The sequence below is a fragment of the Ruegeria sp. AD11(2025) genome, from assembly GCF_056542405.1.
Genome location: NZ_JBQFZU010000012.1, coordinates 38,128 through 65,071 on the forward strand (window position 1 = coordinate 38,128; position 26,944 = coordinate 65,071).

27 protein-coding genes are annotated in these 26,944 nt (G+C 59.3%); 11 read left to right on the forward strand and 16 right to left on the reverse strand.

Features of this window, described 5'->3' with window-relative positions; genetic code table 11:
* Positions 1–93 precede the first annotated feature (93 nt).
* Positions 94–1,107, reverse strand: coding sequence for a hypothetical protein (locus tag ACR1XY_RS13050; protein WP_480593843.1), 1,014 nt, complete (start codon positions 1,105–1,107; stop codon positions 94–96).
* A 192-nt stretch (positions 1,108–1,299) separates the two neighbouring features.
* Between ACR1XY_RS13050 and ACR1XY_RS13055 the strand changes: the two genes are divergently transcribed.
* Positions 1,300–1,608, forward strand: a complete 309-nt coding sequence (locus ACR1XY_RS13055) for a hypothetical protein (RefSeq protein WP_480593844.1) — start codon at positions 1,300–1,302, stop codon at positions 1,606–1,608.
* A gap of 65 nt (positions 1,609–1,673) precedes the next feature.
* Positions 1,674–2,615, forward strand: coding sequence for a LysR family transcriptional regulator (locus ACR1XY_RS13060; RefSeq protein ID WP_480593845.1), 942 nt, complete (start codon positions 1,674–1,676; stop codon positions 2,613–2,615).
* On the opposite strand, the gene ACR1XY_RS13065 is transcribed toward ACR1XY_RS13060, so the two are convergent.
* On the reverse strand, positions 2,612–3,055 hold the full coding sequence (locus ACR1XY_RS13065) for a low molecular weight protein-tyrosine-phosphatase (protein WP_480593953.1): 444 nt from the start codon (positions 3,053–3,055) through the stop codon (positions 2,612–2,614). The genes ACR1XY_RS13060 and ACR1XY_RS13065 overlap by 4 nt on opposite strands.
* A 28-nt stretch (positions 3,056–3,083) precedes the next feature.
* On the opposite strand from ACR1XY_RS13065, the gene ACR1XY_RS13070 reads away from it, so the two are divergent.
* Both ACR1XY_RS13070 and ACR1XY_RS13075 read left to right on the forward strand, forming a co-directional pair.
* Entirely contained in the window at positions 3,084–3,773 is a 690-nt protein-coding gene (locus ACR1XY_RS13070; RefSeq protein ID WP_480593846.1) for an NAD-dependent deacylase, read from the forward strand.
* 74 nt (positions 3,774–3,847) lie between these two features.
* Positions 3,848–4,456 (forward strand): HdeD family acid-resistance protein, encoded by a 609-nt coding sequence (locus tag ACR1XY_RS13075; RefSeq protein ID WP_480593847.1) that lies wholly within the window; start codon positions 3,848–3,850, stop codon positions 4,454–4,456.
* An 88-nt stretch (positions 4,457–4,544) separates the two neighbouring features.
* Here the strand turns inward: ACR1XY_RS13075 and ACR1XY_RS13080 are convergent, their stop codons facing one another.
* The 5 genes from ACR1XY_RS13080 to meaB all read right to left on the reverse strand — a co-directional run bounded on the left by ACR1XY_RS13080 (position 4,545) and on the right by meaB (position 8,498).
* Positions 4,545–5,018: a copper chaperone PCu(A)C gene (locus ACR1XY_RS13080; protein ID WP_480593848.1), complete on the reverse strand. Its 474-nt coding sequence runs from the start codon at positions 5,016–5,018 to the stop codon at positions 4,545–4,547.
* 44 nt (positions 5,019–5,062) lie between these two features.
* Complete coding sequence (locus ACR1XY_RS13085; protein ID WP_480593849.1) at positions 5,063–5,344, reverse strand: hypothetical protein; 282 nt, start codon at positions 5,342–5,344, stop codon at positions 5,063–5,065.
* A 472-nt stretch (positions 5,345–5,816) separates the two neighbouring features.
* Positions 5,817–6,104 (reverse strand): 50S ribosomal protein L28, encoded by a 288-nt coding sequence (gene rpmB / locus ACR1XY_RS13090; RefSeq protein WP_480593850.1) that lies wholly within the window; start codon positions 6,102–6,104, stop codon positions 5,817–5,819.
* 119 nt (positions 6,105–6,223) lie between these two features.
* Positions 6,224–7,408 carry a Hint domain-containing protein gene (locus ACR1XY_RS13095; protein ID WP_480593851.1) on the reverse strand — a complete coding sequence of 395 codons (1,185 nt, stop codon included), beginning with the start codon at positions 7,406–7,408 and terminating at the stop codon, positions 6,224–6,226.
* Positions 7,409–7,520: 112 nt separating this feature from the next.
* Entirely contained in the window at positions 7,521–8,498 is a 978-nt protein-coding gene (gene meaB / locus ACR1XY_RS13100; RefSeq protein WP_480593852.1) for a methylmalonyl Co-A mutase-associated GTPase MeaB, read from the reverse strand.
* A 130-nt stretch (positions 8,499–8,628) separates the two neighbouring features.
* On the opposite strand from meaB, the gene hrpB reads away from it, so the two are divergent.
* The 3 genes from hrpB to ACR1XY_RS13115 all read left to right on the forward strand — a co-directional run bounded on the left by hrpB (position 8,629) and on the right by ACR1XY_RS13115 (position 13,251).
* Positions 8,629–11,082: an ATP-dependent helicase HrpB gene (gene hrpB, locus ACR1XY_RS13105; RefSeq protein WP_480593954.1), complete on the forward strand. Its 2,454-nt coding sequence runs from the start codon at positions 8,629–8,631 to the stop codon at positions 11,080–11,082.
* A 140-nt stretch (positions 11,083–11,222) separates the two neighbouring features.
* Positions 11,223–11,681 carry an NUDIX hydrolase gene (locus ACR1XY_RS13110; protein WP_480593853.1) on the forward strand — a complete coding sequence of 153 codons (459 nt, stop codon included), beginning with the start codon at positions 11,223–11,225 and terminating at the stop codon, positions 11,679–11,681.
* Positions 11,682–11,772: 91 nt separating this feature from the next.
* Positions 11,773–13,251 (forward strand): inorganic phosphate transporter, encoded by a 1,479-nt coding sequence (locus ACR1XY_RS13115; protein ID WP_480593854.1) that lies wholly within the window; start codon positions 11,773–11,775, stop codon positions 13,249–13,251.
* 5 nt (positions 13,252–13,256) lie between these two features.
* Here the strand turns inward: ACR1XY_RS13115 and ACR1XY_RS13120 are convergent, their stop codons facing one another.
* From ACR1XY_RS13120 to ACR1XY_RS13130, 3 genes are all read right to left on the reverse strand, one after another.
* Positions 13,257–14,231 carry a 2-dehydropantoate 2-reductase gene (locus ACR1XY_RS13120; protein ID WP_480593855.1) on the reverse strand — a complete coding sequence of 325 codons (975 nt, stop codon included), beginning with the start codon at positions 14,229–14,231 and terminating at the stop codon, positions 13,257–13,259.
* A gap of 66 nt (positions 14,232–14,297) precedes the next feature.
* The gene (locus ACR1XY_RS13125) at positions 14,298–15,260 is read right to left on the reverse strand and encodes a pirin family protein (protein WP_480593856.1); all 963 of its coding nucleotides are present in this window, start codon (positions 15,258–15,260) and stop codon (positions 14,298–14,300) included.
* Positions 15,261–15,389: 129 nt separating this feature from the next.
* On the reverse strand, positions 15,390–16,220 hold the full coding sequence (locus ACR1XY_RS13130; RefSeq protein WP_480593857.1) for a phytanoyl-CoA dioxygenase family protein: 831 nt from the start codon (positions 16,218–16,220) through the stop codon (positions 15,390–15,392).
* A 180-nt stretch (positions 16,221–16,400) separates the two neighbouring features.
* Here ACR1XY_RS13130 and ACR1XY_RS13135 point away from each other — a divergent pair, with 180 nt between their 5' ends.
* Both ACR1XY_RS13135 and ACR1XY_RS13140 read left to right on the forward strand, forming a co-directional pair.
* On the forward strand, positions 16,401–16,889 hold the full coding sequence (locus ACR1XY_RS13135; RefSeq protein ID WP_480593858.1) for a twin-arginine translocation pathway signal: 489 nt from the start codon (positions 16,401–16,403) through the stop codon (positions 16,887–16,889).
* A 6-nt stretch (positions 16,890–16,895) separates the two neighbouring features.
* Positions 16,896–17,492 (forward strand): ferric reductase-like transmembrane domain-containing protein, encoded by a 597-nt coding sequence (locus ACR1XY_RS13140; protein WP_480593859.1) that lies wholly within the window; start codon positions 16,896–16,898, stop codon positions 17,490–17,492.
* Here ACR1XY_RS13140 and argF read toward each other — a convergent pair.
* Both argF and ACR1XY_RS13150 read right to left on the reverse strand, forming a co-directional pair.
* Entirely contained in the window at positions 17,489–18,415 is a 927-nt protein-coding gene (gene argF / locus ACR1XY_RS13145; protein ID WP_480593860.1) for an ornithine carbamoyltransferase, read from the reverse strand. The genes ACR1XY_RS13140 and argF overlap by 4 nt on opposite strands.
* A gap of 72 nt (positions 18,416–18,487) precedes the next feature.
* Positions 18,488–19,675 (reverse strand): acetylornithine transaminase, encoded by a 1,188-nt coding sequence (locus ACR1XY_RS13150; RefSeq protein WP_480593861.1) that lies wholly within the window; start codon positions 19,673–19,675, stop codon positions 18,488–18,490.
* Positions 19,676–19,968: 293 nt separating this feature from the next.
* Here ACR1XY_RS13150 and ACR1XY_RS13155 point away from each other — a divergent pair, with 293 nt between their 5' ends.
* On the forward strand, positions 19,969–20,859 hold the full coding sequence (locus ACR1XY_RS13155) for a DMT family transporter (protein WP_480593862.1): 891 nt from the start codon (positions 19,969–19,971) through the stop codon (positions 20,857–20,859).
* On the opposite strand, the gene ACR1XY_RS13160 is transcribed toward ACR1XY_RS13155, so the two are convergent.
* Entirely contained in the window at positions 20,841–21,644 is an 804-nt protein-coding gene (locus ACR1XY_RS13160; RefSeq protein WP_480593863.1) for an ABC transporter permease, read from the reverse strand. The two genes, ACR1XY_RS13155 and ACR1XY_RS13160, sit on opposite strands and share 19 nt — an antisense overlap.
* Before the next feature lie 125 nt (positions 21,645–21,769).
* Here ACR1XY_RS13160 and ACR1XY_RS13165 point away from each other — a divergent pair, with 125 nt between their 5' ends.
* Entirely contained in the window at positions 21,770–22,345 is a 576-nt protein-coding gene (locus ACR1XY_RS13165) for a GcrA family cell cycle regulator (RefSeq protein WP_480593864.1), read from the forward strand.
* 370 nt (positions 22,346–22,715) lie between these two features.
* On the opposite strand, the gene ACR1XY_RS13170 is transcribed toward ACR1XY_RS13165, so the two are convergent.
* From ACR1XY_RS13170 to ACR1XY_RS13180, 3 genes are read right to left on the reverse strand one after another with little or no spacing between them, the layout of a single operon-like run.
* Entirely contained in the window at positions 22,716–24,497 is a 1,782-nt protein-coding gene (locus ACR1XY_RS13170) for a thiamine pyrophosphate-binding protein (RefSeq protein ID WP_480593865.1), read from the reverse strand.
* Positions 24,497–25,906, reverse strand: coding sequence for an aldehyde dehydrogenase family protein (locus ACR1XY_RS13175; protein ID WP_480593866.1), 1,410 nt, complete (start codon positions 25,904–25,906; stop codon positions 24,497–24,499). The genes ACR1XY_RS13170 and ACR1XY_RS13175 overlap by 1 nt, the downstream gene beginning before the upstream one ends.
* Positions 25,887–26,801, reverse strand: a complete 915-nt coding sequence (locus ACR1XY_RS13180; protein ID WP_480593867.1) for a sugar phosphate isomerase/epimerase family protein — start codon at positions 26,799–26,801, stop codon at positions 25,887–25,889. Before ACR1XY_RS13180 ends, ACR1XY_RS13175 begins: the two co-directional genes overlap by 20 nt.
* Positions 26,802–26,944 lie beyond the last annotated feature (143 nt).

Below are 26,944 nucleotides of genomic sequence, written 5' to 3' on the forward strand. Positions count from 1 at the left end.
CGACGGCTACGATCAAATTGAAGCAGGATACGGCTAAGACGCAAATTCATCAGTTTGTTCAAACGCAGGCTTAAAAAATCACGCCCCCCGCTCCTACCCATGACCTTCGACTTGCTGCAGTTCTTTCATTTTGCGGATGAAACATCCGTCGAGAGCAGTGGCATCAGCATCTGCGTCTATAACAATTTCCCAAGTAGACCGAGCAAGATCACCAGTGGCACGCTTACTGGCCCAATAAACATCGTTCGGAATTACACTTTCCAGCGGGCTGCGTGGTGAAAGCGGCGACGTAAGAAAGCTGCCGCCAGTTGCAGTACATTCCGAAATAGAACCCGGGCATTGCTCCTCACAGAATTTCCGAATTGGCGTCCAGGCCCGGATACTACCACCGTGTTTAATTGCCGCCTTGCGTGCTTCGTCATCTTCCATCAGCGCGCGTGGTGAGAGATGATCCCAAGCAAACTCAGACAAATGGAAACGCTCATTCCCAGTTAAAGTTCTCGGAACTCGAGCCGAACCCGCATATGGACTGTCTGAGCCTTGTGAAACCTGAAAAAGTGCCCAGATCAACAATACATCAGCCTCTTCGGGGAGCTTGTCATCTAGCCCCTGCAATACAGAGATAAGTTCCTCAGCTTTACCGTTGGATAGCATGGATTGCGCGGCAATTATTGCTGTCTGCGGCTCGCCCAGCTCGATAAGCGCTGCAATTGCAGGAGCTTTCTCTCCAATCCTTGACGCTTGAAGAAGAGCCAGAGCCAGAGCCTCTGATTTCTGAGCTTCGGTCAGCCAAGACTTGCCAGACAAGCCGCCGGGCTTGCGCAACAAAGCAATGCGCTCCTTGCGCTCCATATCAGCAGTGACATGTGAGTGGTAAACGGCGCCGCTTGCAATACTTGCCAGCAGGATCTGCGCCGCAGTATTTCCTTGTTGCGCCTGTTCAGATAGATTTTGCAATGCATCCAAATCGTCGCCGTCCAACCATGCTTGAACAGCTTCTTTGAATTCCGACGCGTCTTCGCCTTGCAGAGAACCTGCTCCCGACCAAGCCAATACCGGAGGCATGCAGAGTGCGACCGAGAGAAAAAGTGTTTTAATCGAAACCACTACTCTACCCTTTGAATTGACTGCTCATACTCGCTTCCAACGCACCTCAGCGTGCTGTTTTATCCCCAGCAAATCAACACCGCTTTATTTGCCTGTCAAAACAATTGATCCCTTCCCCCGTTTGATTCATACTCCTGCCCAGACCGAGAGGGGCAACAGACCCGTCCGGGCAGGCAAAAACGAGGCTCGAGCATGAAACAGTTTCTCTTAATCGCATTCTGTGCGGCATCGCTGACGGCGATGGCTCCGACAGTGGACGCGGCGCAGATCAAACGAGCGTGTCTGACGTCCGACCGTACGGCCGCAACGCGGGACCGGTGTAGCTGCATCCAGCGCGTCGCGGATCAGGCGCTCACCCGCAGCGACCAGAAGACTGTCGCCAAATGGTTCAACGATCCCCATCAGGCGCAAGAGCTGAAGATGTCGAAAACCGCGCGCGATGATGCGCTGTGGGACCGGTATCGGAACTTCGGCCAGATGGCACAGGCAATCTGCAACTGACCCGGTTCAAATCCTTGACCTGACGCTCGCTGCCCCTCAGAAAAGGCGCAGCGAGAGGATGTTGCATGCTTATAAAAGGGCTGACCCTGCGCGGACTCGAAGTGTTCGAGGCGCTGGCGCGGACGGGCTCGGTGGCGCAGGCTGCCGAGATCACGGGGCTCAGCCAGCCCTCGGTGTCGCAGCAGTTGCGCAATCTGGAAAACGCCCTGGGGACCGAACTGGTCGATCACGGACGCCGCCCGATGCGGCTGACGCAGGCGGGGCGCAGCTTTCTGGCCCGGACCGAGGCGGTGCTCGCCGAGTTGCAGATGGCCCAAAGCGAGCTGACCGTGATGGATCTGGGCCATCTGACCACCCTGTCCATCGGGCTGATCGACGATTTCGACAATGACCTGACCCCGCGGCTGGCGACCCTGCTGGCCGACAGCCTGACCCGTTCGAACTTCAAGCTGCTCACCCTGCCCAGCCTGGATTTGTTCGAAGAGCTTGAGGCCCAGCGCCTGCATCTGATGGTATCAGCCCATTCCGGCGAGGTGCTGGAGGGCGTGGTCGAATACCCCCTGGTGCAGGACCCATTCATCCTGGTGACGCCCAAAGGGGTTGAGAATGCCATTCAGGAACTTCCCTTCTTGCGCTATGCCCGCGAACAATTGATCAGCCGCCAGATCGAGGCACACCTGGCCCGGCAGCGACTGGACTATGAAGAGCGGTTCGAAATCGGCTCACATCTGGCGCTTATGGCGATGGTTGCGCGCGGGTTGGGATGGGCTATTACCACGCCTCTGGGCTACATGCGGGCAACCCGGTTTCACGATGCACTCGAAGCGCATCCCGCCCCGTTCGGGGATTTTGCGCGCACGATTTCCCTATTCACGCGCACCGACTGGTCCGATCAGGTTCCGCAAGAGGTTGCCGGCATGATGCGTCGCCTGATGCGCAACCAGATTGTCGATCCGGCGCTTGCGCAACTGCCATGGCTTACCGACCGTCTGAAGGTGATGGGCTAGGACTGCAGATACGCGTCGAGCCCCGCCACCGCGGTCTCGATCAGGTCCAGCGCCCCTTCAAAATCCCGCGTATAGTAAGGGTCGGGCACGTGGTCGGCTCCTGCCTGCGGCGCGAAATCGGTCAGAAGGCGGACCGGGGTCTCATTCCCTGCAGGCCGCAAGGACTCAATGTTCCTGATGTTCTCGGCATCCATACCAATGACCAGGTCAAACCGATCAAAATCCTCGGTCCCGAATTGCCGCGCCCGCAGGTCGCTCAGTTCAATACCCCGTGCTCGCGCCGCCGTCTGCATCGGCCCATAGGGCGGATCGCCGATATGCCAGCCCGAAGTCCCGGCACTGTCGGTCATGTGTTGGGGAGCACGGGCGCGAAACGCACCTTCGGCAGCGGGAGAACGGCAAATATTGCCGAGACAGACAAAGAGGATACGATGGGTCATAGGCCAAGGTGTACCGCGTGAGGCAAAGATGGAAAAGATCGTCATTCTGACAGGGGCCGGGATCTCCGCCGAAAGCGGGCTGGGCACGTTCCGCGATGAAGACGGCCTGTGGGCAAAGCACCGGATCGAGGATGTCGCCACACCCGAGGGCTTTGCCCGCGATCCGGCTCTGGTCCATGGCTTCTACAACGCCCGCCGGGTTCAGGCAGCCAAGGCCTTGCCTAACGCAGCGCATCAGGCGTTGGCCCGCTTGCAACAGGACTTTCGCGGCGACGTGGTGATCGTCACTCAGAACGTCGATAACCTGCACGAGGTTGGCGGCGCCCGAAACGTGATCCACATGCACGGCACGCTGGCCGGGGCGCTGTGTGCGGCTTGCGATCACCGTTGGCCCGCTCCACCTGAAATGGCGGTTGGCGAAAACTGCCCGGCCTGTAACGCCCCCAAAGCGCGACCGGATGTGGTCTGGTTTGGTGAAATGCCGTACCACATGGACGCGATCTATGACCATCTGGCCAATTCAACCCTGTTCGCGGCCATCGGCACCTCGGGTCAGGTCTACCCCGCTGCTGCCTTCGTGCACGAAGCCCGCATGTCCGGCGCGCAAACAGTCGAACTGAACCTCGCCCCGTCGGATGGCGCGTCCAGTTTTGACGACGTCATCCTCGGCCCCGCGTCAGAAACTGTCCCACGCTGGGTCCAGGGGTTGCTGGGATAATCTGGTAGCGAACCCCGCAGACAGCAGCAAATTTTCCTGTTTATACTACAGGACTAACACGCCGGGAGAGCATCATGACAGACCCCCAGTTTCCACGCGAAGAAATCCTTGATGACGACAGTCTGGACGACCGCGACGCGCTGGGTGACCAGTTGGCGGGGCTGTGGTGGACCTTCCTGTTGCGCGGGGTTTTGGCCGGAGCGCTGGGCATCGCGGCCCTGTTCTGGCCGACGGGCAGCATCTCACTGCTGTTGCGGTTGGTCGGCCTGTTGCTGGTGTTCGACGGCGGCCTGACCTTGCTGGGCTTTGGACGACGCGGCCTGATTGGAGGCGCCGGGATCGGCGCCTTGTTGATCGGGTTGATCTTACTGATCTGGCCCGAGGGCGTGGCCCGGCTGACCTTCTTCCTGCTGGGCGCATGGGCGCTGATCATGGGCGTTGGTTCTCTTATGGCTTGGCGGCAGATGTCGGATCAACACCCCGATGCCGCTTCGGTCCGCAACTCGGGGATCGTGGCGTTGGTAATCGGTCTGGCGCTGATCTTCTGGCCCGGAAGCGGCATGATGGCGCTGGGCTGGGCTATCGCATTCGGGGCACTGGCCTTTTCGGCTGTGATGTTCTGGCTGACCGCCCGTTTCAAACGCGCCCATGATCGCGTGGCGATGCGGGTGGTCAATCGCTGAACCATTCGCCACAACGCAAACAGGCCGGGCAAAGCCCGGCCTGACGTATGGATGACGGCCGCAACGCGGCCTGAAGACAGGCGTAGCCTCAGTTCGAATGCGACCCGTGACCGCCCTCGTCCTGACGCTCCAGATCGACGGGAATCTCGATCTCAACCTCGCCCGCCTTTTCAAAGATCAGGGTTACGGGAACCGTTGCGCCCTGTTCGAACGGAGCGGTCAGCCCCATGAACATCACATGGTCGCCACCACGTTTCAGCATATGGGTTTCGCCCGCAGGGATGGCAAAACCTTCTTCGACATGCACCATCTTGGCCACGCCGCTGTCATCGACCTGATGGGTATGCAGTTCGACCCGCGTCGCCGCATCGGATTCCGCGCCGATCAACCGGTCGTCAGCTTCACCGGTGTTCTGGATCATCATGAAGGCCGCACCTGCCTTGGCCGATTTGCCCGACGACCGGGCATAGGCGTCATCGACAGAAATTGTATCCTGCGCAAAAGCAGTTGTGGCCAAGGTTGCGGCAGCCAAAGTGGCGAGCAGTTTGGATTTGAGGGACATCGCGTCTCTCCTTACTTAGATATTTGATAGGAATGGAGAATTTTCTAAAACAGAACCGGCGGCGCACGCGCCGGTCTGTACGGTACCGGGAGCGCAATCAGGTTTTCTGCCTTGTGCACGGGCGCGGGCAGTGCTGCCGCCGGTGCCACAGGCAATTCGGGTGCCGCGACCGCAATCGCACCCAAAAGGGTCAGCGCATAGTCGGGGCAGAAATGCGGCGGATGCGTCGGCTGGCCCCCGGCGTCCATATAGACCACCACCGGACCCGAGCCTGTGCACAGCACGACCTGCCCCACCGCCCTATCCATTCCGCGAGATGCGGACACCCCCTGCCCCGTAAGAATAACGAGGAGTGACAGTGCCAAAGGCAGGAATCTGTTCAGAAAATGTTTCATTCTGCGCCAGATATAAGCCCGACGCAAAGCGGGCTTCAAGCGCAAACGGATGCGCCCGAAGCCCGATATTTCAGGTTACGTATCAGCTGTCCACGCCAGGACGTTTGACAGATCCTTTGGTCAGGCTCGTATGCAACCTGTTCACCTGTCGTTGCATCCGAAAGCATGTCCCAAACGTTTTGCCTAAAAAGGCCGCCAACAGGGAGAGATAATCAGATAATTTGAAAGACATGAAACTGAACTCCGCCAGATGAATATGACTAAACATAAGGCGAGCAGAGCAAGGTGTATGTGAACAATATCACCAAGGGGTGAATTTTAGTTCCAATTCAGGAACAGCCCACGAAAGAAAAGACCCTACACCTTGCGGTACAGGGCCGAATTCTTCTCAAGTAAAAAGGGCTTAGGCCGAGGCTTGTGCCTTGGCGATTTCCTTTTTCACTTTCAGCGCGTTTGCCGACAGGTCTTCGTCCTTGGCTTTGGCCAGGAACGCGTCCAGACCACCGCGATGGTCAACCGAGCGCAGCGCAGCAGCCGAGATGCGCAGCTTGACGCCACGACCCAGGGATTCGGACTGCAGGGTAACGTCGTTCAGGTTGGGCAGAAAACGACGACGAGTTCTGTTTTTGGCGTGGCTGACATTGTTGCCAGTCATCGGGCCTTTTCCGGTCAGTTCGCAACGGCGCGACATGGTTTCTTCCTTTGTTTCTGGAGGCCGGGCATTACACCCTCGGCCAAATCACAAGGGGCGCAACCCGAAGTCGCGCCCGAAAACTGGTTGGATGCGTGTAGTGGGAATCGCAGGAAGGGTCAAGACGGATCACGCGAATTCTTTAAGCCGACGTCACTGACCGGATAGGTTTGTGCCCGCAACAGTGGTTTGTTGTTCTTTCGGTGCCGTTCCAGCAGGCGCGCCTGCTGCCGCCCACGCGGAATTAACCGCGCAGGCATCGGAGACAGTCGCTTTTCGATCAGTTCTGGAAAAATTTCAAAAATCTCACGCCTTGCGTCCACACCAATCGATTTCAGGGCCTCGGCCCCGGTGAACAGGCTTTCGGTCGGGGCGTTTTCGGCGAAGATCACCTGATGGCGATCGAACAACAGGTGAAAATACTCCACCCTCGCAACAGATTCATCGACGAAAATCCCCGGCAAAACGGTTAATTTGATCGCCGGGATCAACACTTCGGATGTACCGAACATGCGTTCCGCGATCTTTGACTGCACCAGCATCCTGTGTTGACGCGAAACCAGCAGGTCGCGCCGGGGCAGCTCGGTGCCCAGCGCCCCTGTCAGGATGCGAACCGGCCAAAGGCGCGGATTGTTCAGCAATGCAGCCCGGTCAAACCCACGGCGACCAATCCACCGGATGTTTTGCAGCCCGTCCTCCATGGTGGGGATCATATCCCCGATCCGCAGATCTTGAATCGGGCGTTCTCCGGTCTGCGTCAGTACAGCGGTGTCGCGGGTAAAGCAGGGAACCCCCGAGCCGTTTTCGAACGTCGAATACGTGACCGCGATCCCGGACGGCAAGGTAAATGTGCCACTGGACAACGAATAGCCGACACCATCCTCAACCGTGATGGTGCCGAAAACGCTGTCATTGATCACCGTCCCTACGGGTAGATTCAGCGTGTCCGTTCCGTTGCCACCGCGGATATCGCCGTCGACGGATGTACTGCTGAAATTCAGAGTATCGTCACCGCCCCCCAGACGAATGGACCCAACGGTCGAGCCGGTGATGTCAACGGTGTCGGCATCCGACCCCGATGCAACGCGGTCGCCAATGGTGCTGTTGGTAACCGTTATGGTGTCACTTCCGGCATTGCCGAGCACGTTGTCGGCGATGACACTGTTGGTGACATTTATGTCGTCATCACCACCCCGCCCCCGGATATTGTCAATCGGAGATCCCTGCGGGTTCCCGTTCAGGGTACCGCTATTGTTTGTGACGTCGATATCGTCGTCGCTATTTGTCCCATTTATGCGGGGCATTCGGACCGGTCCTGTACGTCGAGGGTGTCAGAATAACACTATTCTGCGCCACCGTCAGGTCACAACACAACTCTGGATGGAAAGTCCGCCGCACCCAAGTCCGGGACAATTGCTAACGCGGGATCAGTGACATCAGCATGGTTTCCGCAGCCGCTGAGGGGCTCAGCCCGCCTGCCCGCACCTGGGCGCCCAAGTTTTCCATGTCAGCCCGCGCCTGCGCAGTAGTCAGCTGCGCCAAAAGCGCGGCGCGCACCTCCTGCTCGAACCAGTACTGCGCTTGCGCCGCCCGGTTCGTGTCCCAGTGGCCACGTTCTCGGCGCGACTGGGTGAGGGATTGCATCTCGGACCACGCTCCCTCCAACCCATGTTCCTCGACCGCCGAGACCGTCATCGCCTTGGGGAACCCTTCTGGGTCTTGCGGGCGTTTGCGCAGAAGGCGCAGGGCCCCAGCGTAGTCGGCGCAGGTTCGGGTTGCGGTGGCCTTCAGGTCTCCGTCCGCCTTGTTGACCAGAATCATGTCGGCCATTTCCATGATGCCACGCTTGACGCCCTGCAGTTCGTCCCCGCCCGCCGGGGCCAGCAGCAACAGGAACAGATCCGACATTTCCGAAACCACGGTTTCTGACTGACCGACCCCCACAGTTTCGATTAGGACGACGTCGAAGGCAGCCGCTTCGCATAGGGCAATCGCTTCGCGCGTTCGGCGCGCGACACCACCCAGATGCGACTGGCTGGGCGACGGACGGATAAAGGCATTTTTCTCACGGCTCAGACGCTCCATCCGGGTTTTGTCGCCCAAAATCGAGCCTCCAGACCGAGCCGAGCTGGGATCGACCGCCAGAACCGCTACGCGCAGCCCCTGCCTGATCAGCATCATACCGAAGCTTTCGATAAAGGTGGATTTACCCACCCCTGGCGTCCCCGACAGACCAATGCGCAAGGATTGCCGTTGAGACTTGGCTACATGGGCCAGCAACTCGGTCGCCTGCGCCCGGTGGTCGTCGCGGCCGCTTTCGACCAAAGTGATCGCCCGAGCCAGCGCGCGGCGTTCACCGTTCAAAATCCTGTCGCCCAGCTCAGCGGTATTCATGCACGTCCCCCTACCCGATTTTCGCCTTGATGGCGTAGCGGAACGGGGTTTGTCCAGTGCCAAGAACCGTGAGAATTGCCGCAGTGCGTCGGAACTGGACCTTGCCGGGCGGTTGGCGGATAAAGCCCGCATGACACGCCTGCCCATCGACGACGCCATCCCTGACCTGCTTGCGACCCTAAAGGCCTCGGGCCGCGCCGTGCTACAGGCGCCTCCGGGTGCGGGCAAGACTACACGGGTGCCTTTGGCAATGCTCGACGCGGGCTTGTGCAACGGCAAGATCGTAATGCTGGAACCGCGCAGGCTGGCCGCGCGCGCAGCCGCCGAACGCATGGCTGAAACGCTGGGTCAGCGCGCGGGTGAAACGGTCGGCTACCGGGTGCGCGGCGACACCAAAGTTTCGAAATCAACGCAGATCGAGGTTGTCACCGAGGGCATCCTGACCCGAATGCTGCAATCCGATCCCGATCTGCCAGGTGTCGGTGCGGTAATCTTTGACGAATTCCATGAACGGTCCCTGAACGCTGATCTGGGTTTGGCTTTGTGCCTGGAAGTCACCAGCGCGCTGCGGGACGACCTGATCCTGTTGGCCATGTCCGCGACACTGGATGCTGAGCCTGTTGGGCGGCTGATGGAGGCCCCATTGGTCACCTCTGAAGGGCGCAGCTATCCGGTCGAAACCCGCTGGCTGGACCGGCCTTTGGCTGCGCAGGCAAGGCGATTGGACGCTCTGGTCGATCTTGTGATTCAGGCTGAAAGGGACACGCGCAAAACCGGCGGCGGTGTACTTGTGTTCCTACCCGGCGAGGGCGAAATCCGGCGGGTCGAGACCGCCTTGTCCGGACGTTTGCCTGGCGATTGCGTGGTACGTCCCTTGTTCGGAGCGATGCCCTTTTCCTCCCAACGAACCGCGATTGCGCCGGTTGACGAGGGCCGCAAAGTGGTGCTGGCCACGTCGATCGCCGAAACCTCGCTGACCATTCCCGACATCCGTGTTGTGGTCGACATGGGCCAAGCGCGGCGGGCGCGTTTCGATCCAGGCTCGGGCATGTCACGGCTGGTGACCGAGCGCGTGACGCGGGCCGAGGCCACCCAGCGTGCAGGCCGCGCCGGGCGCGTAGCCGAAGGGGTCTGCTATCGGTTGTGGTCCAAGGGAGAAGAAGGCGCTCTGGCCGCCTATCCCCCGTCCGAAATCGAGGCGGCCGACCTGACCGGGCTGGCCCTGGAACTGGCGCTTTGGGGCGCGGGGCCGGGCGATCTGGCCTTCCTGACGGCGCCGCCTGACGGCGCCATGGCCGAGGCCGAGGCCCTGCTGAACATGCTGGGCGCGCTGGATGCCAAGAGGCGGATCACCGATCACGGGCGCGCGCTGGCCGCGCTGCCTCTGCACCCGCGTTTGGGGCATATGCTGGTTCGGGCGGGATCAGACGCCGCGCCATTGGCCGCACTGATGGCCGACCGCGATCCACTCAAAGGTGCCCCGGCGGATATGCTGCTGCGGCTGGAAGCATTGCGCGACATTCGCGCATTTCAACGCAACAGGGTCTGGCAGGTGAAGCCGGGAGCAGTGGATCGGATCAAGGCCGAAGCCAAACGGCTGCGCAAACAAGGCAACTCCTCCGACCTAAGTCCCGCCTCCATGGCCGCGCTGGCCTATCCCGACAGGATCGGACAGCGCCGCAACGGCGATGTGCCGCGCTATGTCCTGTCGGGCGGCAAAGGGGTTGTGCTGGACAGTAGCGACACGCTGGCCGCCGCGCCCTATCTGGTGGTCACGGATACCGACGGCAACCCGCGTGAGGCACGCGTGCGCATGGCGGCCCAGATATCGGAACGGGAAATCCGCGATCTGTTTGCGGATCAGATCGAATGGGTAGACAGTTGCGAATGGTCAAAGCGCGACCGTCGGGTCGTTGCGCGCCAACAAGAGCGATTCGGTGCAATCACTCTGAGCGACCGCATCTGGAAGAACGTTCCTGACGATGTGGTGGCACATGCCATGCTGAACGGTGTGCGCGATCTTGGCCTGCGACTGGACGGTGCCGCGGCGCGGCTCGCCGCACGGGTGGAACTGGTGCGGGCCGAGGGAGCGGACCTGCCTGATTTCACCGTCGAGGGGTTGACCCAAACCCTTGAAGATTGGCTGCTGCCGATGCTCTCGGGTGTGCGTAGTGTCGACGAGTGGAAACGGTTTGACCTGCTGCCCGCCCTGCGTGCCCGGCTGGACTGGAACCAGACGCAAGAGCTGGACCGCCGCGCGCCGGGCTCGTTTGAAACACCGCTTGGGCGCAAAGTACCGATTGATTACGGAGGCGCAGTGCCCGAGATTTCGGTCCGCCTGCAAGAATTGTTCGGTGTAACCCGCCATCCCGTAGTGGGCGGCGAGGCGCTGAAGATCACCCTGCTTTCTCCGGCGCAACGCCCGATCCAGATCACTCGGGACCTGCCGGGTTTTTGGGCGGGATCATATGCGGACGTTCGCAAGGATATGCGCGCGCAATACCCCAAACATCCCTGGCCCGAAGACCCAACCCAAGCCGACCCCACCCTGCGCGCCAAACGACGGAGACAAAACCGCGATTGACCTTTTGTTCAGGTTTTCAACTAAATGTCTGGGCAGGCGACGAAGGCACACTAACTTCCCAAAAAGGCTCATTGAAGATGCAGCTTTGCGTTGCTATATCTCTGCGGCTTAACGGTAACGCGCGTGCAATTAATCAACTCATGACAAAATGGTTGCGAAACATCTGGGAGGAGGTCGCACGACCCATATTCCTACGCCCCAAGCGGGTGCAGGTTGCTGCGCTGTGCACCCGGGAACGCGAGACCGGAACCGAGGTTTTGCTGATCACCAGCCGAGATACCGGACGCTGGATCATCCCCAAGGGCTGGCCGATCGATGGCAAGGATGGTGCAGAAACCGCCCTGCAGGAAGCCTGGGAAGAGGCCGGCGTGCGCGGGGTCAGCCTTGCCAAAGAGCCGATAGGCCATTTTACCTACGAGAAAATCCTGAACAACGGCTCGGCCCTGCCAGTGTTGACCAGTGTCTACCGGATCGAGGTTCAGGATCTTGCGAATGCGTTTCCAGAAGCAGATGAACGCAAGCGGACTTGGGTGGCTCCTGCGACTGCAGCTGAACGTGTAAATGAGCCGGAACTGCGCGACATACTGCTCCAACTGTAACAGTTTCGCAAAAAATTGAAGACAAAGCGGTTGCTCACGCTCGTGAAACCGTCTAGCCGCGTGCGGCAACGCAAATAAGCCGCGAAATCCCATGTCGAACATGACTACAAAACCCCGTTGGCAGGCGCTGGACAACGACCTGCACCGCATCTCGCGTGTCGAAAGTGCGAGTGTCCATATTGCGCGCCCGATGATGGCACCCGGCATCGCACTGGCCTTTATCGCATTGGCCGGTCTGTCGGCTGCAGTGTTTTTCGGACAGGCCGATGGCGGTTTGATCGTAGTCGCGGCAGCGGTTTTCGGGGCTTATATGGCGGTCAATATCGGTGCCAACGATGTGGCCAACAACATGGGACCTGCAGTTGGCGCAAATGCCCTGACCATGGGCGGTGCGATCGTTATCGCGGCCATCGCAGAAAGCGCGGGCGCGTTACTGGCTGGCGGAGATGTTGTTTCGACCATTTCAAAGGGAATCATCGACCCGGCCTCGGTTCAGAACAGCAATGTATTCATCTGGGCGATGATGGCCGCGCTGATATCGTCGGCGATGTGGGTCAACCTTGCCACCTGGGTCGGTGCACCGGTTTCGACCACGCATTCAGTCGTTGGGGGCGTGATGGGCGCAGGCATTGCTGCAGCAGGTCTGAGCGCTGTCAGCTGGGGCACGATGAGCGCCATCGCCGCAAGCTGGGTGATCTCACCGGTTCTGGGCGGGGTGATTGCAGCGTGTTTTTTGGCGTTGATCAAGACCAAGATCCAGTATCAGGACGACAAGATCGCCGCTGCTCGGCGATGGGTTCCCATCCTTGTCGCCGTCATGGCGGCGGCATTTGCCACCTATCTGGCCGTCAAAGGCCTGAAGCGGATCGTGAAGATCGAGCTGGAGATGGCTCTGCTGATCGGTTTGGCCTCGGGCCTGCTGGCCTGGTCGGTTACGGTGCCATGGGTACGGCGCAAGTCCGAAGGGATGGAAAACCGCACCAAGTCTCTGAAAACACTGTTTGGCCTGCCGCTAGTGATCTCGGCCACATTTCTCAGCTTCGCGCACGGCGCCAATGACGTTGCCAATGCGGTTGGCCCTCTGGCCGCGATCGTACACGCGGCTGAGTTTGGCGATTTCGCCTCGAAAGTGGCGATCCCAAGCTGGGTCATGGTGATTGGTGCCTTTGGGATTTCGTTCGGTCTGTTCCTGTTCGGCCCCAAACTGATCCGGATGGTGGGCAGCCAGATCACCAAACTGAACCCGATGCGCGCGTTCTGTGTGGCGCTGTCGGCTGCAATTACGGTGATCGTGGCCAGTTGGCTGGGACTGCCCGTCAGTTCCACCCACATCGCCGTGGGTGCCGTGTTCGGAGTTGGATTCTACCGCGAATGGCACTCGGATCGCCGCTGGAAGCAAACGAACCGCCAGCGCCCCGCCGAACAGCGCCTCGCCCGCGAAGAGCGTCAGCGCCGCAAGCTTGTGCGTCGCTCGCATTTCATGACGATTGTGGCGGCTTGGGTAATTACCGTACCAGCGGCTGCGGCTATGTCGGCGGCGATTTTCGTGTTTCTGACGGCCTTTACCTAACCCGGCTAGAGCGAGATCTGCCCCGGCAACAGCGCGGTTTCGGGCGCCTGTTCGATCAACGCCCGCACTTTGGCACAGATCGGGGTCGCCACACCAAACTGCTCGCCAAGGCGAATGATCTCACCTTGCAGGCTGTCAATCTCAGTCGGGCGCCCCGCCATCAGATCATATGACATCGAGGTCCGCGCGCTGGGGTCGATGGTCAGCATCCGCGCCGCGATCCGCGAGAACACCGGCGTCGGCAGCCGCAGGATATGCGGTGTTGCCCACGCAGGCAGCGGTGTGGTCGAAGCCACCGGGTGATCTGCTGCCTTGAGAACCTCCAGAGCTTCGACCATCTGATCCGCCATCAACCGCCGCCAGTTGCGATCCAACAATTGCTCTTTCAACGTCAGCCCCGACAGCGCATTCAAAGCATTGTTGAGATTGATAACCAGCTTGCCCCATTGCACAGCATCAATGTTGTCGCTCTCGATAACCGGCAGGTCGGGGCTGCCGAGCCTATAGCCCAGCGCACCGGGACCGCTTTGAATGACAATCTCGCCCGAGGTCGCACGGTGAAAACACGACGGGTCGGTCGGCACCACGTTAAACGGCACCATCCCGGCCCTAACGTCGTGTTCCGGTAGGGTCGCACGCAGAATACGGGTGTTGTCCATTCCGTTCTGCCAAGACAGGATCGGGGTGTCTAACGGTGCATATTGGGCGATCCGGGCGGCAATTTCAGTTGTCGCGCCAGTCTTGACCGTCACAATCGCGGCCTCTGCGTTGGTCAGACAACTTGGGTTCTCAGTTAAGGTCAACATTCGTGCGGGTACGTGACGGTTCAGGCCAGAATAGTCCGTGACCGTTAGCCCTTTGTTGCGGATCGGGTCCAAAATGCGCGACCGGCCCAGCAGAGTCACGTCATGGCCTGCATTGGCCAGTAAGGCCCCACAAAAGCACCCAATACTACCAGCGCCTGCGATCACAATCTTCATGAAGCCCCTCCCCGGCGCGAAGGATCGCCGGGATCAGCGCCTCAGGCAAGGCCCCCTGACGCTTGGTCAGCGCGCTAATCGTGGCCGAGTGCGCTCCAATTCTTCCGAGATCGGAATGAACTCCAGATCATCCCCCGGAGGCAGGTGGAACGCGCCATTTGCCCAATCGGCGGTTTTCCATTCACGGGTGGCGGCCTCGATCTTTTCCTTCGACGATGACACGAAATTCCACCAGATGTAACGATCCTCGTTCAGCGTCGCGCCACCCAATAGCATGAGCCGCGCGCCCAGAGGTCCGGCTTTGATCGAAAGGCGGTCGCCCGGGCGGAACACCATCATGCGGCCTTCCTCGAACCTGTCACCGGCAATTTCGACCGAGCCCTGCGTGACGTAGACGCCCCGGTCCTCGTGATCGTCCGGCAGGGGGAACGTGACATCCGGGTCAATCTGTACGTCCAGATAAAAGGTCTCGGATAACATCGTGACCGGGCTGGTTTCCCCATAGGCCGAGCCGAGGATAAGACGGGCACTGACTCCGTTGTCTTGAATGTGCGGCAAGGCGGCTTGTTTGTGATGCTCGAAATCGGGGGCCATATCCTCATGCGCCTCTGGCAAGGCGATCCAGGTCTGGATGCCAAACAAGCTGTGCTTTTGGGCGCGCGTTTTCGCACTGGTGCGCTCCGAATGAGTGACGCCACGCCCGGCGACCATCCAGTTGACCTCGCCCGGGTAAATCATCTGATGGGTGCCAAGACTGTCGCGATGTTCGAATTCGCCCTGGTACAGGTAAGTGACGGTGCCCAGACCGATATGCGGATGCGGGCGAACGTCGATGCCGCCATCGGTGATGAACTCGGCAGGCCCCATCTGGTCGAAGAAGATGAATGGACCCACCAGTTGGCGTTTGACAGAAGGCAGCGCGCGGCGCACCTCAAATCCCCCCAGATCGCGGGCGCGCGGGATGATCAATGTCTCAAGCGCTGCGTTTTCCGACAGGCACTCGGGGTTGTGGGTCGGGCTCCAACTCATTCCAACTCTCCTGCGATCAGAGGCTTAAGGTTCATAAATTGGTAATATAGGTCAAATTATTGCCAGAAAACTCGCAAATTTGCACAGCTTGGGTGCATTTCCCTCAGCAATCGGTACTTTATGTAATGCCTAAGGCCATAGCCGGGGGAAGAACGGCCCGTCGATACGATCGCCTTCTCGGTAGCCTGCCGCCTCGAACTGAGCGCGCTCATCTTTTGCCCAATCGCCGCGATACCGGATGATCCCGTCCGGCGCCGTCATCCGCAGGGTAAAGCGCCGAACCGTTTCAGTTGGCGTGACCGAGGACAATCCACCGTGCAACGTGCGCATGTCAAAGAAGATGCAATCGCCCAACTGCATATCCCATTGCAGCAGGTCATAAGCTTTTGGATCGGCGTTGACATCGGGTGGTGGATGATAAGTAAGGCCCGCGACCTCGGTCGGCTCATAGCTTGGATGCCCGTCAGCAAACCGGACCCGCATGAACAGTTTGTCCCATAGGTGCGAGCCCCTGACGAATGCTATCCCGTTCTCCTTGCTCACCGGCTCCAGCGGCAGCCAGAGGACGCACATCGTGCCTTCGAAATCGAAATAGGACAGGTCCTGATGGAACGGCGGGCGCGAGGTTGACCCGGCCTCCCGCAGGAACCAGTTGTCCATCACAAGGTTGATCGAGGATGCGCCCAACAGTTCAGCTGCCAGCGCAGCGCAGGGGGAATGACGCACAAAGTCGGTGAATTGAGGAATTTTATTCCAGGCCCAGTAATCCTCGAAATAGGCCGGGGCGCGCGGGTCTTTGGTATGGCGGGTGAAGTTGTCGGTTGGATCGGCAAGGTCCGCATCGATCCCGTCGCGCAGCAACGTCAGCCAATGATCCGAAAATTTCGAACGCAGAACAACCGCCCCGTCGTGCTTGAAGGCGGCGATTTCATCGGGTGACACTGCTTGCATCTTGTCCATTGGGCAGCCTTTCGGATCGGTATCGCAAAGATGGCACCGTTTTTTAAGCAGGGTCAAAGAAATTCGCGCGCATCGATCACGGGGACGTGAAGGCTGCCTCGGAAAAGGTGTAAACCGTGCTATCTTTGCGCTGTGGCTCGTCCTAGCCCGTTTGGACGACACCTAGCAGGAGGTTCCGACATGACGAATACACGCTTTACCCGTCGTTCCGTGATCGCCTTCGGCGGTACTATTCTGGCGACCGGCACGACGGGCCTGCTGCTGCCCGCGCGTGCGGCGGGGCCGGCCCCCACGCGGTCAATGCGCGGTGGATCCAACAACTACCGTCCCGGCGCGCCCATCGTTGATCGGATCGGTGGCGGCGGGTTCTGGATGACCGGCACGGTGCGCCGCGCAGGTGATGGAGCCCCCTTGCCCGGCCAGCGCATCCAGATCTGGGCGCACACGACCGAAGGGCACGAACGCGACCCGCAGAGCCACGGCGCAACGCTGACAGATGCGAACGGAGTATTTCGGCTGGAGATGCCGCAAATTGTGCCGGCCTTTGGCCAACCACATGGCCATCTGGCCTATGACAGCGGCGAATTCGAGACCGTGTTCCTGCGGCCGATCATGGCGAGTTCAAAGGACAAGACCCTTGCCGCACATTTCGTCCTGCAACCCGCCTGACCTTTTGTGACCCGCGCCCTGTTGACCTGGACTGTTCTGGCCCTGATCCTGGCGGTTCCGCTGATCGCGGCGGCAAACAGCCCGCTTCTGGCGTGGCGTGACCCGGTCTACATCATCGCGGGGTTTGCCGGCGCAGTCGGAATGGGGTTGCTGTTGGTACAACCTCTTCTGGCCGGTCGATACCTGCCTGGTCTTTCCCCATTGGCCAGCCGCCAATGGCACCGAAAGGTTGGCATCTCTCTGGTTGCCGCCATCCTCATTCACGTAGGTGGCTTGTGGGTCACCAGCCCGCCGGATGTTGTGGACGCTTTGCTGTTTGTCTCGCCCACCCCGTTTTCTGCTTGGGGCGTCATCGCGATGTGGGCGGCCTTTGCGGCCGTTTGTCTGGGACTTTACAGACAACGTCTGAAACTGCGGTTCCGGGTCTGGAGGCTGGGTCATACCGGGCTGGCCGCTGTAACCATAACGGGCAGCGTCGTGCACGCAATGCTGATCGAAGGCACGATGGAGATCATGACCAAAACCGCCCTTTGCGCGCTGGTCTTGTTGGCAAGCGCCCGGACGCTCGCCAAACTGCGTGTCTGGGATGTGCGCAGGCGTTAAACGCCCAGACACCAGCGCATTACCGCCTTTTGCGCGTGCAGGCGGTTTTCGGCCTCGTCAAAGATCACCGAGTTCGGCCCGTCCATCACCTCGGATGTAGCCTCTTCCTCTCGGTGCGCGGGCAAACAGTGCATGAAAAGCGCGTCCGGTTTGGCGTGCGACATCAACTCGGTGTTTACCTGATACGGGCGTAGCAGGTTGTGGCGACGTTCCTTGGCCGACTGTGAATCGTGCATCGACACCCAAGTGTCAGCGACCACCAGGTCTGCGTCTTCAACGGCTTTGAACGGATCACGCTCGACCACGATTTTCGAGCCCTTCTTGCGGGCAAAACCCATGAACTCTTCCTCGGGGTCGAACTGGGCCGGGCCGGTGAAGGTCAGGTCAAACCCGAACTGGCCCGCCGCGTGCAGGAACGAGGCGCAGACGTTGTTGCCGTCACCAGTCCAGACAACCTTTTTGCCAGCGATCGGACCGCGGTGTTCCTCGAAGGTCAACACATCGGCCATGATCTGGCAGGGGTGGGTACGGTCCGTCAGGCCGTTGATCACCGGAACATCCGAGTATTCCGCCATTTCGGTCAGAATGGTTTCGTCAAAGGTCCGGATCATGATCATGTCGACATAGCGCGACAACACACGGGCGGTGTCGGCGATGGTTTCGCCGTGGCCCAGTTGCATATCCTTCCCCGACAGTACCATGGTTTGCCCACCCATCTGGCGCACGCCCACGTCAAAGGACACGCGAGTCCGGGTGGAGGGCTTTTCGAAGATCAGCGCAACCATGCGGTCCTTGAGCGGCAGATCATCATCCGGGGCGGCTTTGGGCTGACCCAGTCGGGCCTGCTTCATCTCAGAGGCCTGATCGATCATCGCCCGCAGGTCGCCTGCGTCGGTTTTGTGGATATCGAGAAAATGGTTCATTTCGTTTCGCTTTTGGCTGTCGGGTGGTGGGGTCAGCCCCCCTCACCCAAGGTAATTGGGAACAGATGGAAATCAGGCGGTCGCAAGCTCACCTTCGACCTGAGCAGCAGCCTTGTCGAGGCGGATCATGGCCTGGGCAATGTCATCCTCGGTCAGGGTCAGCGGCGGCAGCAGGCGGATCACATTGTCGGCGGCGGGAACGGTGATGACCTCATTGTCATAGCCCGCGTTCACTACGTCCGTATTGGTTGCCTTACACTTGATACCCAGCATCAGGCCAGTGCCCCGTACCTCTTCGAACACCTCAGGGTGGTCAGCGACCAGGCCTTCCAGCTTTTGGCGCAGCAGTCCAGCCTTGCGGTTCACACCTTCCAGAAAGGCCGGTGTGGCGACCTGATCAATCACCGCACAACCGACGGCGCAGCCCAGGGGGTTGCCGCCATAGGTCGAGCCATGGGTGCCCGCCGTCATGCCACTGGCCGCGTCTTCGGTGGCCAGTACCGCGCCAAGCGGAAAGCCGCCGCCGATGCCTTTGGCGACCATCATGATGTCTGGGGTAATCCCCGCCCATTCATGCGCGAACAGCTTGCCGGTCCGGCCGACGCCGCATTGCACCTCGTCCAGGATCAGTAGCAGCCCGTTTTCGTCGCAGATTTGACGCAGGACCTTGAGCTCAGCGTCGGGGACAGGGCGGATACCACCTTCGCCCTGAACCGGTTCTATCAGAATGGCAGCGGTCTTGTCGGTGATGGCATTGGTGATGCCGTCGAGGTCCCCGAACGTGACATGCACGAAACCCGGCAGCAGCGGGCCGAAACCCTTGGTCATCTTCTCGGACCCCGCAGCGGCGATACCGGCAGAGGACCGGCCGTGAAACGAGCCGCTGAAGGTGATAATCTCAACCTTTTCGGGCTGGTCTTTGTCATAGAAATACTTGCGGGCCATTTTCACGGCCAGTTCGCAGGCCTCGGTGCCCGAGTTGGTAAAGAACACCGTGTCCGCAAAGGTATGCTCGACAAGCTTGTCGGCCAGCGCCTGCTGTTGCGGGATCCGATAGAGGTTCGAGACATGCCACAGCGCATGTGCCTGCTCGGTTAATGCGTTGACCAAAGCGGGATGCGCGTGCCCCAGCGCATTCACCGCGATCCCGGCGCCGAGGTCCAGAAAACGTCGGCCATCCGCCTCGGTCAGCCAAGCGCCCTCGCCCTTCACGAAGGTCAGGGGCGCACGATTGTAGGTCGGCAGAACGGACGGGATCATCGGATCATCCTTTTCGATAAGTTAAGCCCCGTGAGTGATACACGAAGGCAGGGTTCGTCAACAGATTTGGTGGGGTTTGCGCGGATTTACAGCGCGCAATTGATCAAACGGGCCGGTTACGCGGCAATGCGTCGGCGTCGGAGTCGCAGGATATGTACGTGTTTGATCATGTCGGCGCGTATAGCGATACGGTGGCGGTCTGAAAACCCTGAAAATCGCGGCACCCGAAATTTCATACTGAGACGCATGTTTCTTGCTTGCTAATTCCCTGATGCTGGCCCACCGCTAGAGGCATGACGCTCGTACGCCACAACCCTGCCCTTGCGGCCTTGCTGATCGTGATTGCCAGCGCATTCATCGCTGGCACCACACTGCTGGCCAAAGCGCTGGGGACGGATACGCTGGGTCCGGCGCTGCATCCGATGCAGATCAGCCACGGACGGTTTCTGTTTGCCTTTCTGGTGATCGTCAGCGCGGTGGGTATCCTGCGCCCGAAGCTGCGCCGCCCACATTGGGGGCTGCATATCGGGCGGACCAGTTTCGGTTGGGTCGGGATCACGCTGATGTTTGCCTCGGTCGCGTTTATCCCCATTTCTGACGCCACGGCGATTTCCTTTCTGAACCCGGTTTTCGCGATGGTACTGGCGATTCCGTTGCTGAAAGAGGGCGTTGGCCCATGGCGCTGGCTGGCCGCCGCAGTCGCCCTGACCGGAGCGTTGATCCTGCTGCGACCAACGCCTGCCAGTTTCCAGCCCGCGGCCCTGCTGGCCCTGACGGCAGCGGTGGTGATCGGAATGGAGCTGATCTTCATCAAGAAACTCTCTAACCGGGAAATCCCGATCCAGATTCTGCTGATCAACAACGCGATAGGGCTAACGATTGCCTCGGTCGCAGTAAGCTTTGTCTTCCAGATGCCCACGCCACAACAATGGGCAGCACTGGTTGGGATTGGCGTGCTGATGGCCTGCGCGCAGGCCTGTTTTGTCAACGGTATGGCGCGCGCGGATGCGTCCTTTGTGGCTCCGATCAGCTATGCCACGCTGATCTTTGCCGCCCTTTACGATTTCGCGGTTTTCGGCGTGATTCCGGATGCGATCAGCCAGATCGGCTCGGCCATCATTCTGATCGGCGGGCTGATCCTGGTGTGGCGCGAAACGCGGCAGCGTCAGGCCTTGAGCCGGTAACCGGTGCGCAGCATCTGCCATGTGATCCCACCGACCGCAAGTGTTGCGCCAGTGCAGACGAACATACCCAACCACGGAGAGCTATCGGACACGCCGATCATCCCATAGCGCAAGCCGTCAATCAGGTAGAATACCGGGTTCAGATGGCTCAGGCTGTTGAGAACAGGAGGCAGCGCCTCGACCGAATAGAAGGTACCCGACAGGAAGGCCAGCGGAGTGACGATGAAGTTTGTGATCGCCGCCATCTGGTCGAACTTGTTGGCGAAGATACCGGCAAAAAGACCCAGAGCGCCCATGAAAGCACCGCCCAGGATCACGAAGATCAGGGAAATCAACGGGTTTTGCGGTGCAATAGACAGGAACACCAGAAACGCCGCCGAAACGACAAAGGCGATCAGGACGCCTCGGGCGATGCCTCCGGCCAAGTAACCAAGCAGAATCTCCAACGGCGACAACGGCGGCATCAGAGTATCGACGATATTCCCCTGAACCTTGGCGATGATGATTGAGGATGAGGTGTTGGCAAAGGCATTCTGGATCACTGTCATCATCATGATCCCCGGCGCCAGAAACAGGATAAACGGCACGCCCATCACGTCGGGTCGCCCCGGTCCAATGGCGATTGTGAAGATCAGCAGGAACAAACCTGCCGTTACCAGCGGTGCCAGCAGGGTCTGTGTCCAGACCGCCAGAAACCGCAGGGTTTCACGTTTGGCCAGCGTGTAGAGGCCCATCCAGTTGACCGCCCCAAACCGGCGCGCGTCCTGATCCATAAGATTCTGCATGTCTGCCCCATAGCTGATTCGAAGACCGCTTGTAACTCGGCCCGCAGTGATTAAAATAGGTCGCTGAGACGAATTCCCAAGGCGGCCCGAATCCGGGGCCGCTTTCCGCTTTTGAAAGGCAACCGATGTCCTGGACTGACGAGCGCGTAGAACTTCTGAAGAAAATGTGGGGCGAGGGCCAGTCGGCTAGCCAGATCGCCAAGGAACTGGGCGGTGTGACCCGCAACGCCGTGATCGGCAAAGTGCACCGTCTGGGCCTGTCGAACCGCGCAACCGGTGCCGCCCCGGCCAAAGCCGAACCCAAAGAAAAACCGGCACCCGCCCCTAAGGCCGAAGCCAAGCCGAAACCTGCACCCAAAACCGAACCCGCCCGCCCGGCCCCAACCCCGGCGGCCGAGGCGAAACCCGCAGTCCCCGCCCGCCGCCAGATCATCCCGGCAGGCCAACCGCTGCCGCCACAGCCCTCGGCCAATGAAATCAGCCCCGAGGCTCTGGCCAAGGTCAACGAGATCGAAAAGAAAGCCAAGAAGCTGACGCTCATGGAGTTGACCGAGAAGACCTGCAAGTGGCCCGTCGGCGACCCCGCAACCGAGGATTTCTGGTTCTGCGGCCTGCCCGTTGAAGCCGGTAAGCCCTATTGCGAGGCGCATGTGGGCGTGGCCTTCCAACCCATGAGCTCGCGCCGCGACCGCCGCCGGTAAGCTTGATCTGACAAATAGGCTGGCCGCTCGCCCAATGGCGGGCGACCAACCTTACCACTATGTTTTCTTTACAAGATTTTTTCAGATTCAGTTCAGATTGAATCCTAAATACTATTTCTGCGGCTACGCTGCCCTTATCTTTTTGGCATCTTTCCAGCCATTTGTCGGGCGACACATAGTATTGCCATTCATCGACAGCTAAGTCATTGATTTTGAGTCATTCGATTTTTGATGGGCGCACGGGTTTTGCCATTTGCGACTCAAGGGTTTTCCGTCAGGCTGAAACCATCGCAAAGCGGCAATTGCCCTTCTGTTTAACAGATACGGGCAAAAGCCGTATGCACAGGCGGATCGCACGCTCTAAATTGCTTTAGGTTGCAACGTGCGAAACATCCCTGTCTGGCGAATAGATGTCGAGAATGTTCCAATGCCCGGTTGTTGGTGTCGGGTTGTTGATCATTGGGACGTCAAGAACGGTTGGTTTGCCGCTGGCGATCGCTGCTTCTAATGCGGGCAACAATTCATCAGCAGTACTGAGCCTGTGCCCTTCTGCACCGTAAGCTCGTGCAATGTCTGCGTAACCCGGTCCGTTTGCAGGAGCTGCCGCTGATCCAGGGAACGTTGTTCCATAAGTCAGACCGTAGTGCGCCTTTTGAAGACCCGCGATAGTGCCGAAGGCGTTGTTGTTCATAACCAGCCAGATGATGCCCAGATCAAGTTCGACAGCCGTTGCCAGCATTGACGGGTTCTGACCGAAACCGCCATCGCCAACCAGGCTGATCACCACACGTTCAGGTGCTGCCAGCTTCGCGCCGATCGCGCCCGGCGGGCCAAATCCCATCGTCGCGAACCCGCCCGGGGTCAGTATTGAGCCGGGTGTCAGGACATCGAATTGCTGTCCGACACCGTTCTTGTTCCACCCAACGTCCGTGGTGATGATGGCATCCTCAGGCAGTGCCTTGCGGGTATCCGCCAGAATACGCTCGGGCATCATCGGAAAGGCTGCTGAGGTCGCCATTTCCACATTGTGCGCTTTGAATTCCGTCCGGAAGTCAGCGATCTCCTGCTCCAGCGTGGGGTGCTTGAAGCCGTCCGGATACATCTCGCGGGCCACCCGATTGAGTACACAAAGCGCGGCCTTGGCGTCCGCAACGACGCCGATCTCGGTGGGGTAGTTCCGACCGATCTCTTGCGGCTCAATGTCGATGTGAATGACCTTCGAACCGGGAATGTTGAACGTGTAACCGGGATACCAGCTGGAGCAATCGGCCTCTTTGAACCTTGTGCCTACGGCAAAGACATAGTCCGCGTTTAGGCAGGATTGGTTGACCAGTTCTGTGCCCCAAAAGCCAGTCATTCCCAGCACAAGCGGATGGTCGTCCCGCAACGCGCCCTTGCCCATCAGTGAATGCGCGACTGGCAGGCCCATTTGTTCAACAAATTCTCGCAGCTCCTCGCTGGCCTGTGCCAGAAGAATACCACCTCCGACATAAGCGACTGGGTTTTCGGCTTTAGCCAACGCTTCGACAATCTCTCGCGCTGTCTCGTCGTCAATCGACGGTTTCTTGAGCGCGCGCGTGTTGTCACGGATACGGTCGAAGCTGTCCGAGGGGATCACCTCTGAAAAGATGTCCATGGGGACATTGACCAGTACCGGCCCGGGCTGGCCGCTTTCAGCCAGATGGAACGCCTTTTCCAGAATTTCGGCCATCAAGTCTGCACGGTCTACCCGCCAGGCGCGTTTTACGAAGGGTCGATAGATCTCCCACTGGGCGGCGTCTGCATGGAGGTTCACCTCCTGATGCGGATGCTTGCCGTAGTAATGCGTGGGAATGTCACCTGCGATCACAACCATGGGGATACAGTCCAGCGCCGCGTTGGCGACCCCGGTGGCGCAGTTTGTCAAACCTGGGGAGAGGTGAGACAAGACCACCGAGGCCTTGCCCGTCACGCGGGCATATGCGTCCGCCGCGTGGCTGGCGATTTGTTCGTGTCGTACTGTGACGAAATCAATTGGACTTTCGGCCAGCGCAGCCAGAACCGCGATGTTCGTGTGCCCACACAGGCCGAACACATGTTTGACCTCACGACGCTCCAGGAAATCAACGATATGCTCGGCGACCGTCTTGCCGTCTAGTTTCGCTCCGTCCATCACGCGACCTCCTGTCCGTAGAATTCACCGAACAGGTCCGGCTCCGAGGGGCGATCCTCGGGGATCGGACGGCTGACCCAGGTGTAGTTCATCATGTGTTTCATGGTGACGTTTTCGTTGGTGATGTTGCCGCCCCAGATGCCGCAACCCAGGCTGCTGGTCATAGGCATGCCATTGGTCCAGGCGCCTGCATTGGCCTTGGACTGAGGCTGTCGCACCATCATGCGGCTAACCGGAGCCAGACGCGCCAGCCGGTCGATATGATCGTCATTGTGGCTGTAGATGCCGCAGGAATGGCCCTTGCCCCCAGTGTTGTAAATCTGGTTGACCGTTTCCAGCGCGTCATCGAACGTGTCGAAGTGATAAAGCGCCATCAGCGTGGTCAGTTTTTCCTTGGAGAACTTATGCTGCGGTCCGATTTGCCCCTGATTTTCAACCATCAGGAATTTGCGATCTTCTGGGATCGAGAATCCGGCGACCTTGGCCGTTTGTTGAGGCGGACAAGCGATGGTTGGGAAGGTGCGGTTGCCCTTTTCATCCCACATAGCAGCTTCGAGCATAGCCTTCTCTTCATCCGAGCACAGGTACCCGCCTTCGGCTTCAAGCGCCTTGACCATATCGTCGTAAACTGAGCGCTGGATGATGATGTTGCCGTCGGCCGAGCAGCCCGACCCAAAGTCGGAGGTCTTTGAAATGCGAGTGTTCTGCGCGGCGATATCCAAGTCGGCTGTCTCATCGATGACAATGGATGAATTGCCCGCGCCGACACCATAGGCTGGACGCCCTGAACTGTAGGCTGCTTTGACCATGGGTTTGCCGCCCGTCGCCAAAGTCAGGTCGCAGATCTCCATCAGATGTTGCGTCAATGGGATCGACGGTTTGCGAATGGATTGAAACAAGTCCTCGGGGGCACCGGCAGCACGACACGCTGCGCGCATGACCTCGACCATTTCAAAGGTCGTATGAGCGGTTCGCGGATGCGGGCTGAAGATGACGGCATTCCGGGCGTTTGCGGCGGAAACACCGGTCACCGGTGGTGTCATTGCTGGATTGGTCATCGGGATAAGGGAGGCGATCACACCGGCAGGTTTGGCATACTTCACCAGACCTTTTTCCTCATCCACCTCGACGATCCCGGTCGATGGAGTGCGCAGGACATCACGCAGCACCATGTGAATTTTGAAGCGCTTTGCTGGGCGTCCTTCGCGATCTCCGATACCGCTCTCGTCCACGCCTTGCTGGGCCAGACGGGTGAAGGTTTTCTCGTTCCCTGCGTACCATGCAATGGCCTGAGACAGGCGGTCCAGCTTGTCCTGATCCCAATCCTCGATCTCGGCCATGGCAGCGCGGGCGCGCGCCAGCATATCGGCCGCCATGTTGCGGTCGTTTTCAGTGAGCTCTTTGCCCATGATGATCCTCTTGGTGTTTTGGAATTGCTGCATCGGGCACACGACGCTGAGATCGCGCCTTGCCGAATGTTCGTTTGGCGTGGCTGAGACAGCGACGCGCGTGTTCTTCATATCCCAACTCGGCAACGCGGCTTTGGTTGGGCAGTTCGATGGAATAGTCGACGGGCGGCATCCGTTCGATAATGCCGGTGAAATCGATCCAGCCTTCGCCGGGGTACAACCTTGCATCGCGCGCCAGCTGGATCATGCCCTCGCGCGTATCGGCGATGCCGGGCAGGCAATCAGAGATATGCAGGAAGTGAAACAGGCCCGAGGGGACGTGTAGCAACTCTCCCAGATCAACGCGGCTGAGATGCAGATAAAGCGTATCGACCAGAATTCCGCCATTCGGCTGATCGGAGGCACGGACAATATCCAATGCCTCATCCAGAGTGCGCAAGCGAGAGAAGCTCGGGAACTCCAGGTCCACCGTTAAACCGTAGGGCGCTGCCAGTTCACAGGTTTCAGAATAGACGTCGATCAGATAGTCGCGATCATCGCGGGTGTTTGTCCACGCGCTCATGATCATGCGTTTGGCGCCGAGTTCTCCGCCGATCTCCAATGAAGGCTCAAAACTGCGCGGATCGACATCTTCCGTGATGCGCGCAAGTTCGACATCAAGGACTTTCAAGCCGGTGGTAGAGAGAGCAGTTTTGGTGGCATGCACCTGTGCCTTGTCGATTGGAGATTGAGTGAATTCACCGGGCACATGCATCGGAATGAATCGGGGGCTGACGGCATCGTAACCGGCCCGCGCGGCGATATAGACCAGCTCGGGCGGCGTACAGCCAATCAGCGTCAGATGCGCCAAGGAATAGAGAGAGGGGCTTGTGCCAGCCTCTTCGGGTTTCACCATGAACGACAGCTCCACGTGTCTGCGAATCTCAATTTCATCACGCGTTATTAAAAATATCTGATATTATATAAATTATCAACTTTTAATACTGAACAGAAAATAGAAACGCCCGAGCAATAGCCCAGGCGTGTTTTACATTTGTG

What these genes read in the sequence shown, in the direction of transcription:
- ACR1XY_RS13080 (WP_480593848.1), bottom strand. Translation starts at nt 5,018, where the DNA reads ATGTCCCTCAAATCCAAACTGCTCGCCACTTTGGCTGCCGCAACCTTG.
- ACR1XY_RS13060 (WP_480593845.1), top strand. Translation starts at nt 1,674, where the DNA reads ATGCTTATAAAAGGGCTGACCCTGCGCGGACTCGAAGTGTTCGAGGCG.
- ACR1XY_RS13120 (WP_480593855.1), bottom strand. Translation starts at nt 14,231, where the DNA reads ATGAAGATTGTGATCGCAGGCGCTGGTAGTATTGGGTGCTTTTGTGGG.
- ACR1XY_RS13155 (WP_480593862.1), top strand. Translation starts at nt 19,969, where the DNA reads ATGACGCTCGTACGCCACAACCCTGCCCTTGCGGCCTTGCTGATCGTG.
- ACR1XY_RS13160 (WP_480593863.1), bottom strand. Translation starts at nt 21,644, where the DNA reads ATGCAGAATCTTATGGATCAGGACGCGCGCCGGTTTGGGGCGGTCAAC.
- hrpB (WP_480593954.1), top strand. Translation starts at nt 8,629, where the DNA reads ATGACACGCCTGCCCATCGACGACGCCATCCCTGACCTGCTTGCGACC.
- ACR1XY_RS13150 (WP_480593861.1), bottom strand. Translation starts at nt 19,675, where the DNA reads ATGATCCCGTCCGTTCTGCCGACCTACAATCGTGCGCCCCTGACCTTC.
- ACR1XY_RS13055 (WP_480593844.1), top strand. Translation starts at nt 1,300, where the DNA reads ATGAAACAGTTTCTCTTAATCGCATTCTGTGCGGCATCGCTGACGGCG.
- argF (WP_480593860.1), bottom strand. Translation starts at nt 18,415, where the DNA reads ATGAACCATTTTCTCGATATCCACAAAACCGACGCAGGCGACCTGCGG.
- ACR1XY_RS13175 (WP_480593866.1), bottom strand. Translation starts at nt 25,906, where the DNA reads ATGGGCAAAGAGCTCACTGAAAACGACCGCAACATGGCGGCCGATATG.
- ACR1XY_RS13165 (WP_480593864.1), top strand. Translation starts at nt 21,770, where the DNA reads ATGTCCTGGACTGACGAGCGCGTAGAACTTCTGAAGAAAATGTGGGGC.
- ACR1XY_RS13065 (WP_480593953.1), bottom strand. Translation starts at nt 3,055, where the DNA reads ATGACCCATCGTATCCTCTTTGTCTGTCTCGGCAATATTTGCCGTTCT.
- rpmB (WP_480593850.1), bottom strand. Translation starts at nt 6,104, where the DNA reads ATGTCGCGCCGTTGCGAACTGACCGGAAAAGGCCCGATGACTGGCAAC.
- meaB (WP_480593852.1), bottom strand. Translation starts at nt 8,498, where the DNA reads ATGAATACCGCTGAGCTGGGCGACAGGATTTTGAACGGTGAACGCCGC.
- ACR1XY_RS13115 (WP_480593854.1), top strand. Translation starts at nt 11,773, where the DNA reads ATGTCGAACATGACTACAAAACCCCGTTGGCAGGCGCTGGACAACGAC.
- ACR1XY_RS13075 (WP_480593847.1), top strand. Translation starts at nt 3,848, where the DNA reads ATGACAGACCCCCAGTTTCCACGCGAAGAAATCCTTGATGACGACAGT.
- ACR1XY_RS13070 (WP_480593846.1), top strand. Translation starts at nt 3,084, where the DNA reads ATGGAAAAGATCGTCATTCTGACAGGGGCCGGGATCTCCGCCGAAAGC.
- ACR1XY_RS13170 (WP_480593865.1), bottom strand. Translation starts at nt 24,497, where the DNA reads ATGGACGGAGCGAAACTAGACGGCAAGACGGTCGCCGAGCATATCGTT.
- ACR1XY_RS13180 (WP_480593867.1), bottom strand. Translation starts at nt 26,801, where the DNA reads ATGGTGAAACCCGAAGAGGCTGGCACAAGCCCCTCTCTCTATTCCTTG.
- ACR1XY_RS13095 (WP_480593851.1), bottom strand. Translation starts at nt 7,408, where the DNA reads ATGCCCCGCATAAATGGGACAAATAGCGACGACGATATCGACGTCACA.
- ACR1XY_RS13110 (WP_480593853.1), top strand. Translation starts at nt 11,223, where the DNA reads ATGACAAAATGGTTGCGAAACATCTGGGAGGAGGTCGCACGACCCATA.
- ACR1XY_RS13125 (WP_480593856.1), bottom strand. Translation starts at nt 15,260, where the DNA reads ATGAGTTGGAGCCCGACCCACAACCCCGAGTGCCTGTCGGAAAACGCA.
- ACR1XY_RS13130 (WP_480593857.1), bottom strand. Translation starts at nt 16,220, where the DNA reads ATGGACAAGATGCAAGCAGTGTCACCCGATGAAATCGCCGCCTTCAAG.
- ACR1XY_RS13135 (WP_480593858.1), top strand. Translation starts at nt 16,401, where the DNA reads ATGACGAATACACGCTTTACCCGTCGTTCCGTGATCGCCTTCGGCGGT.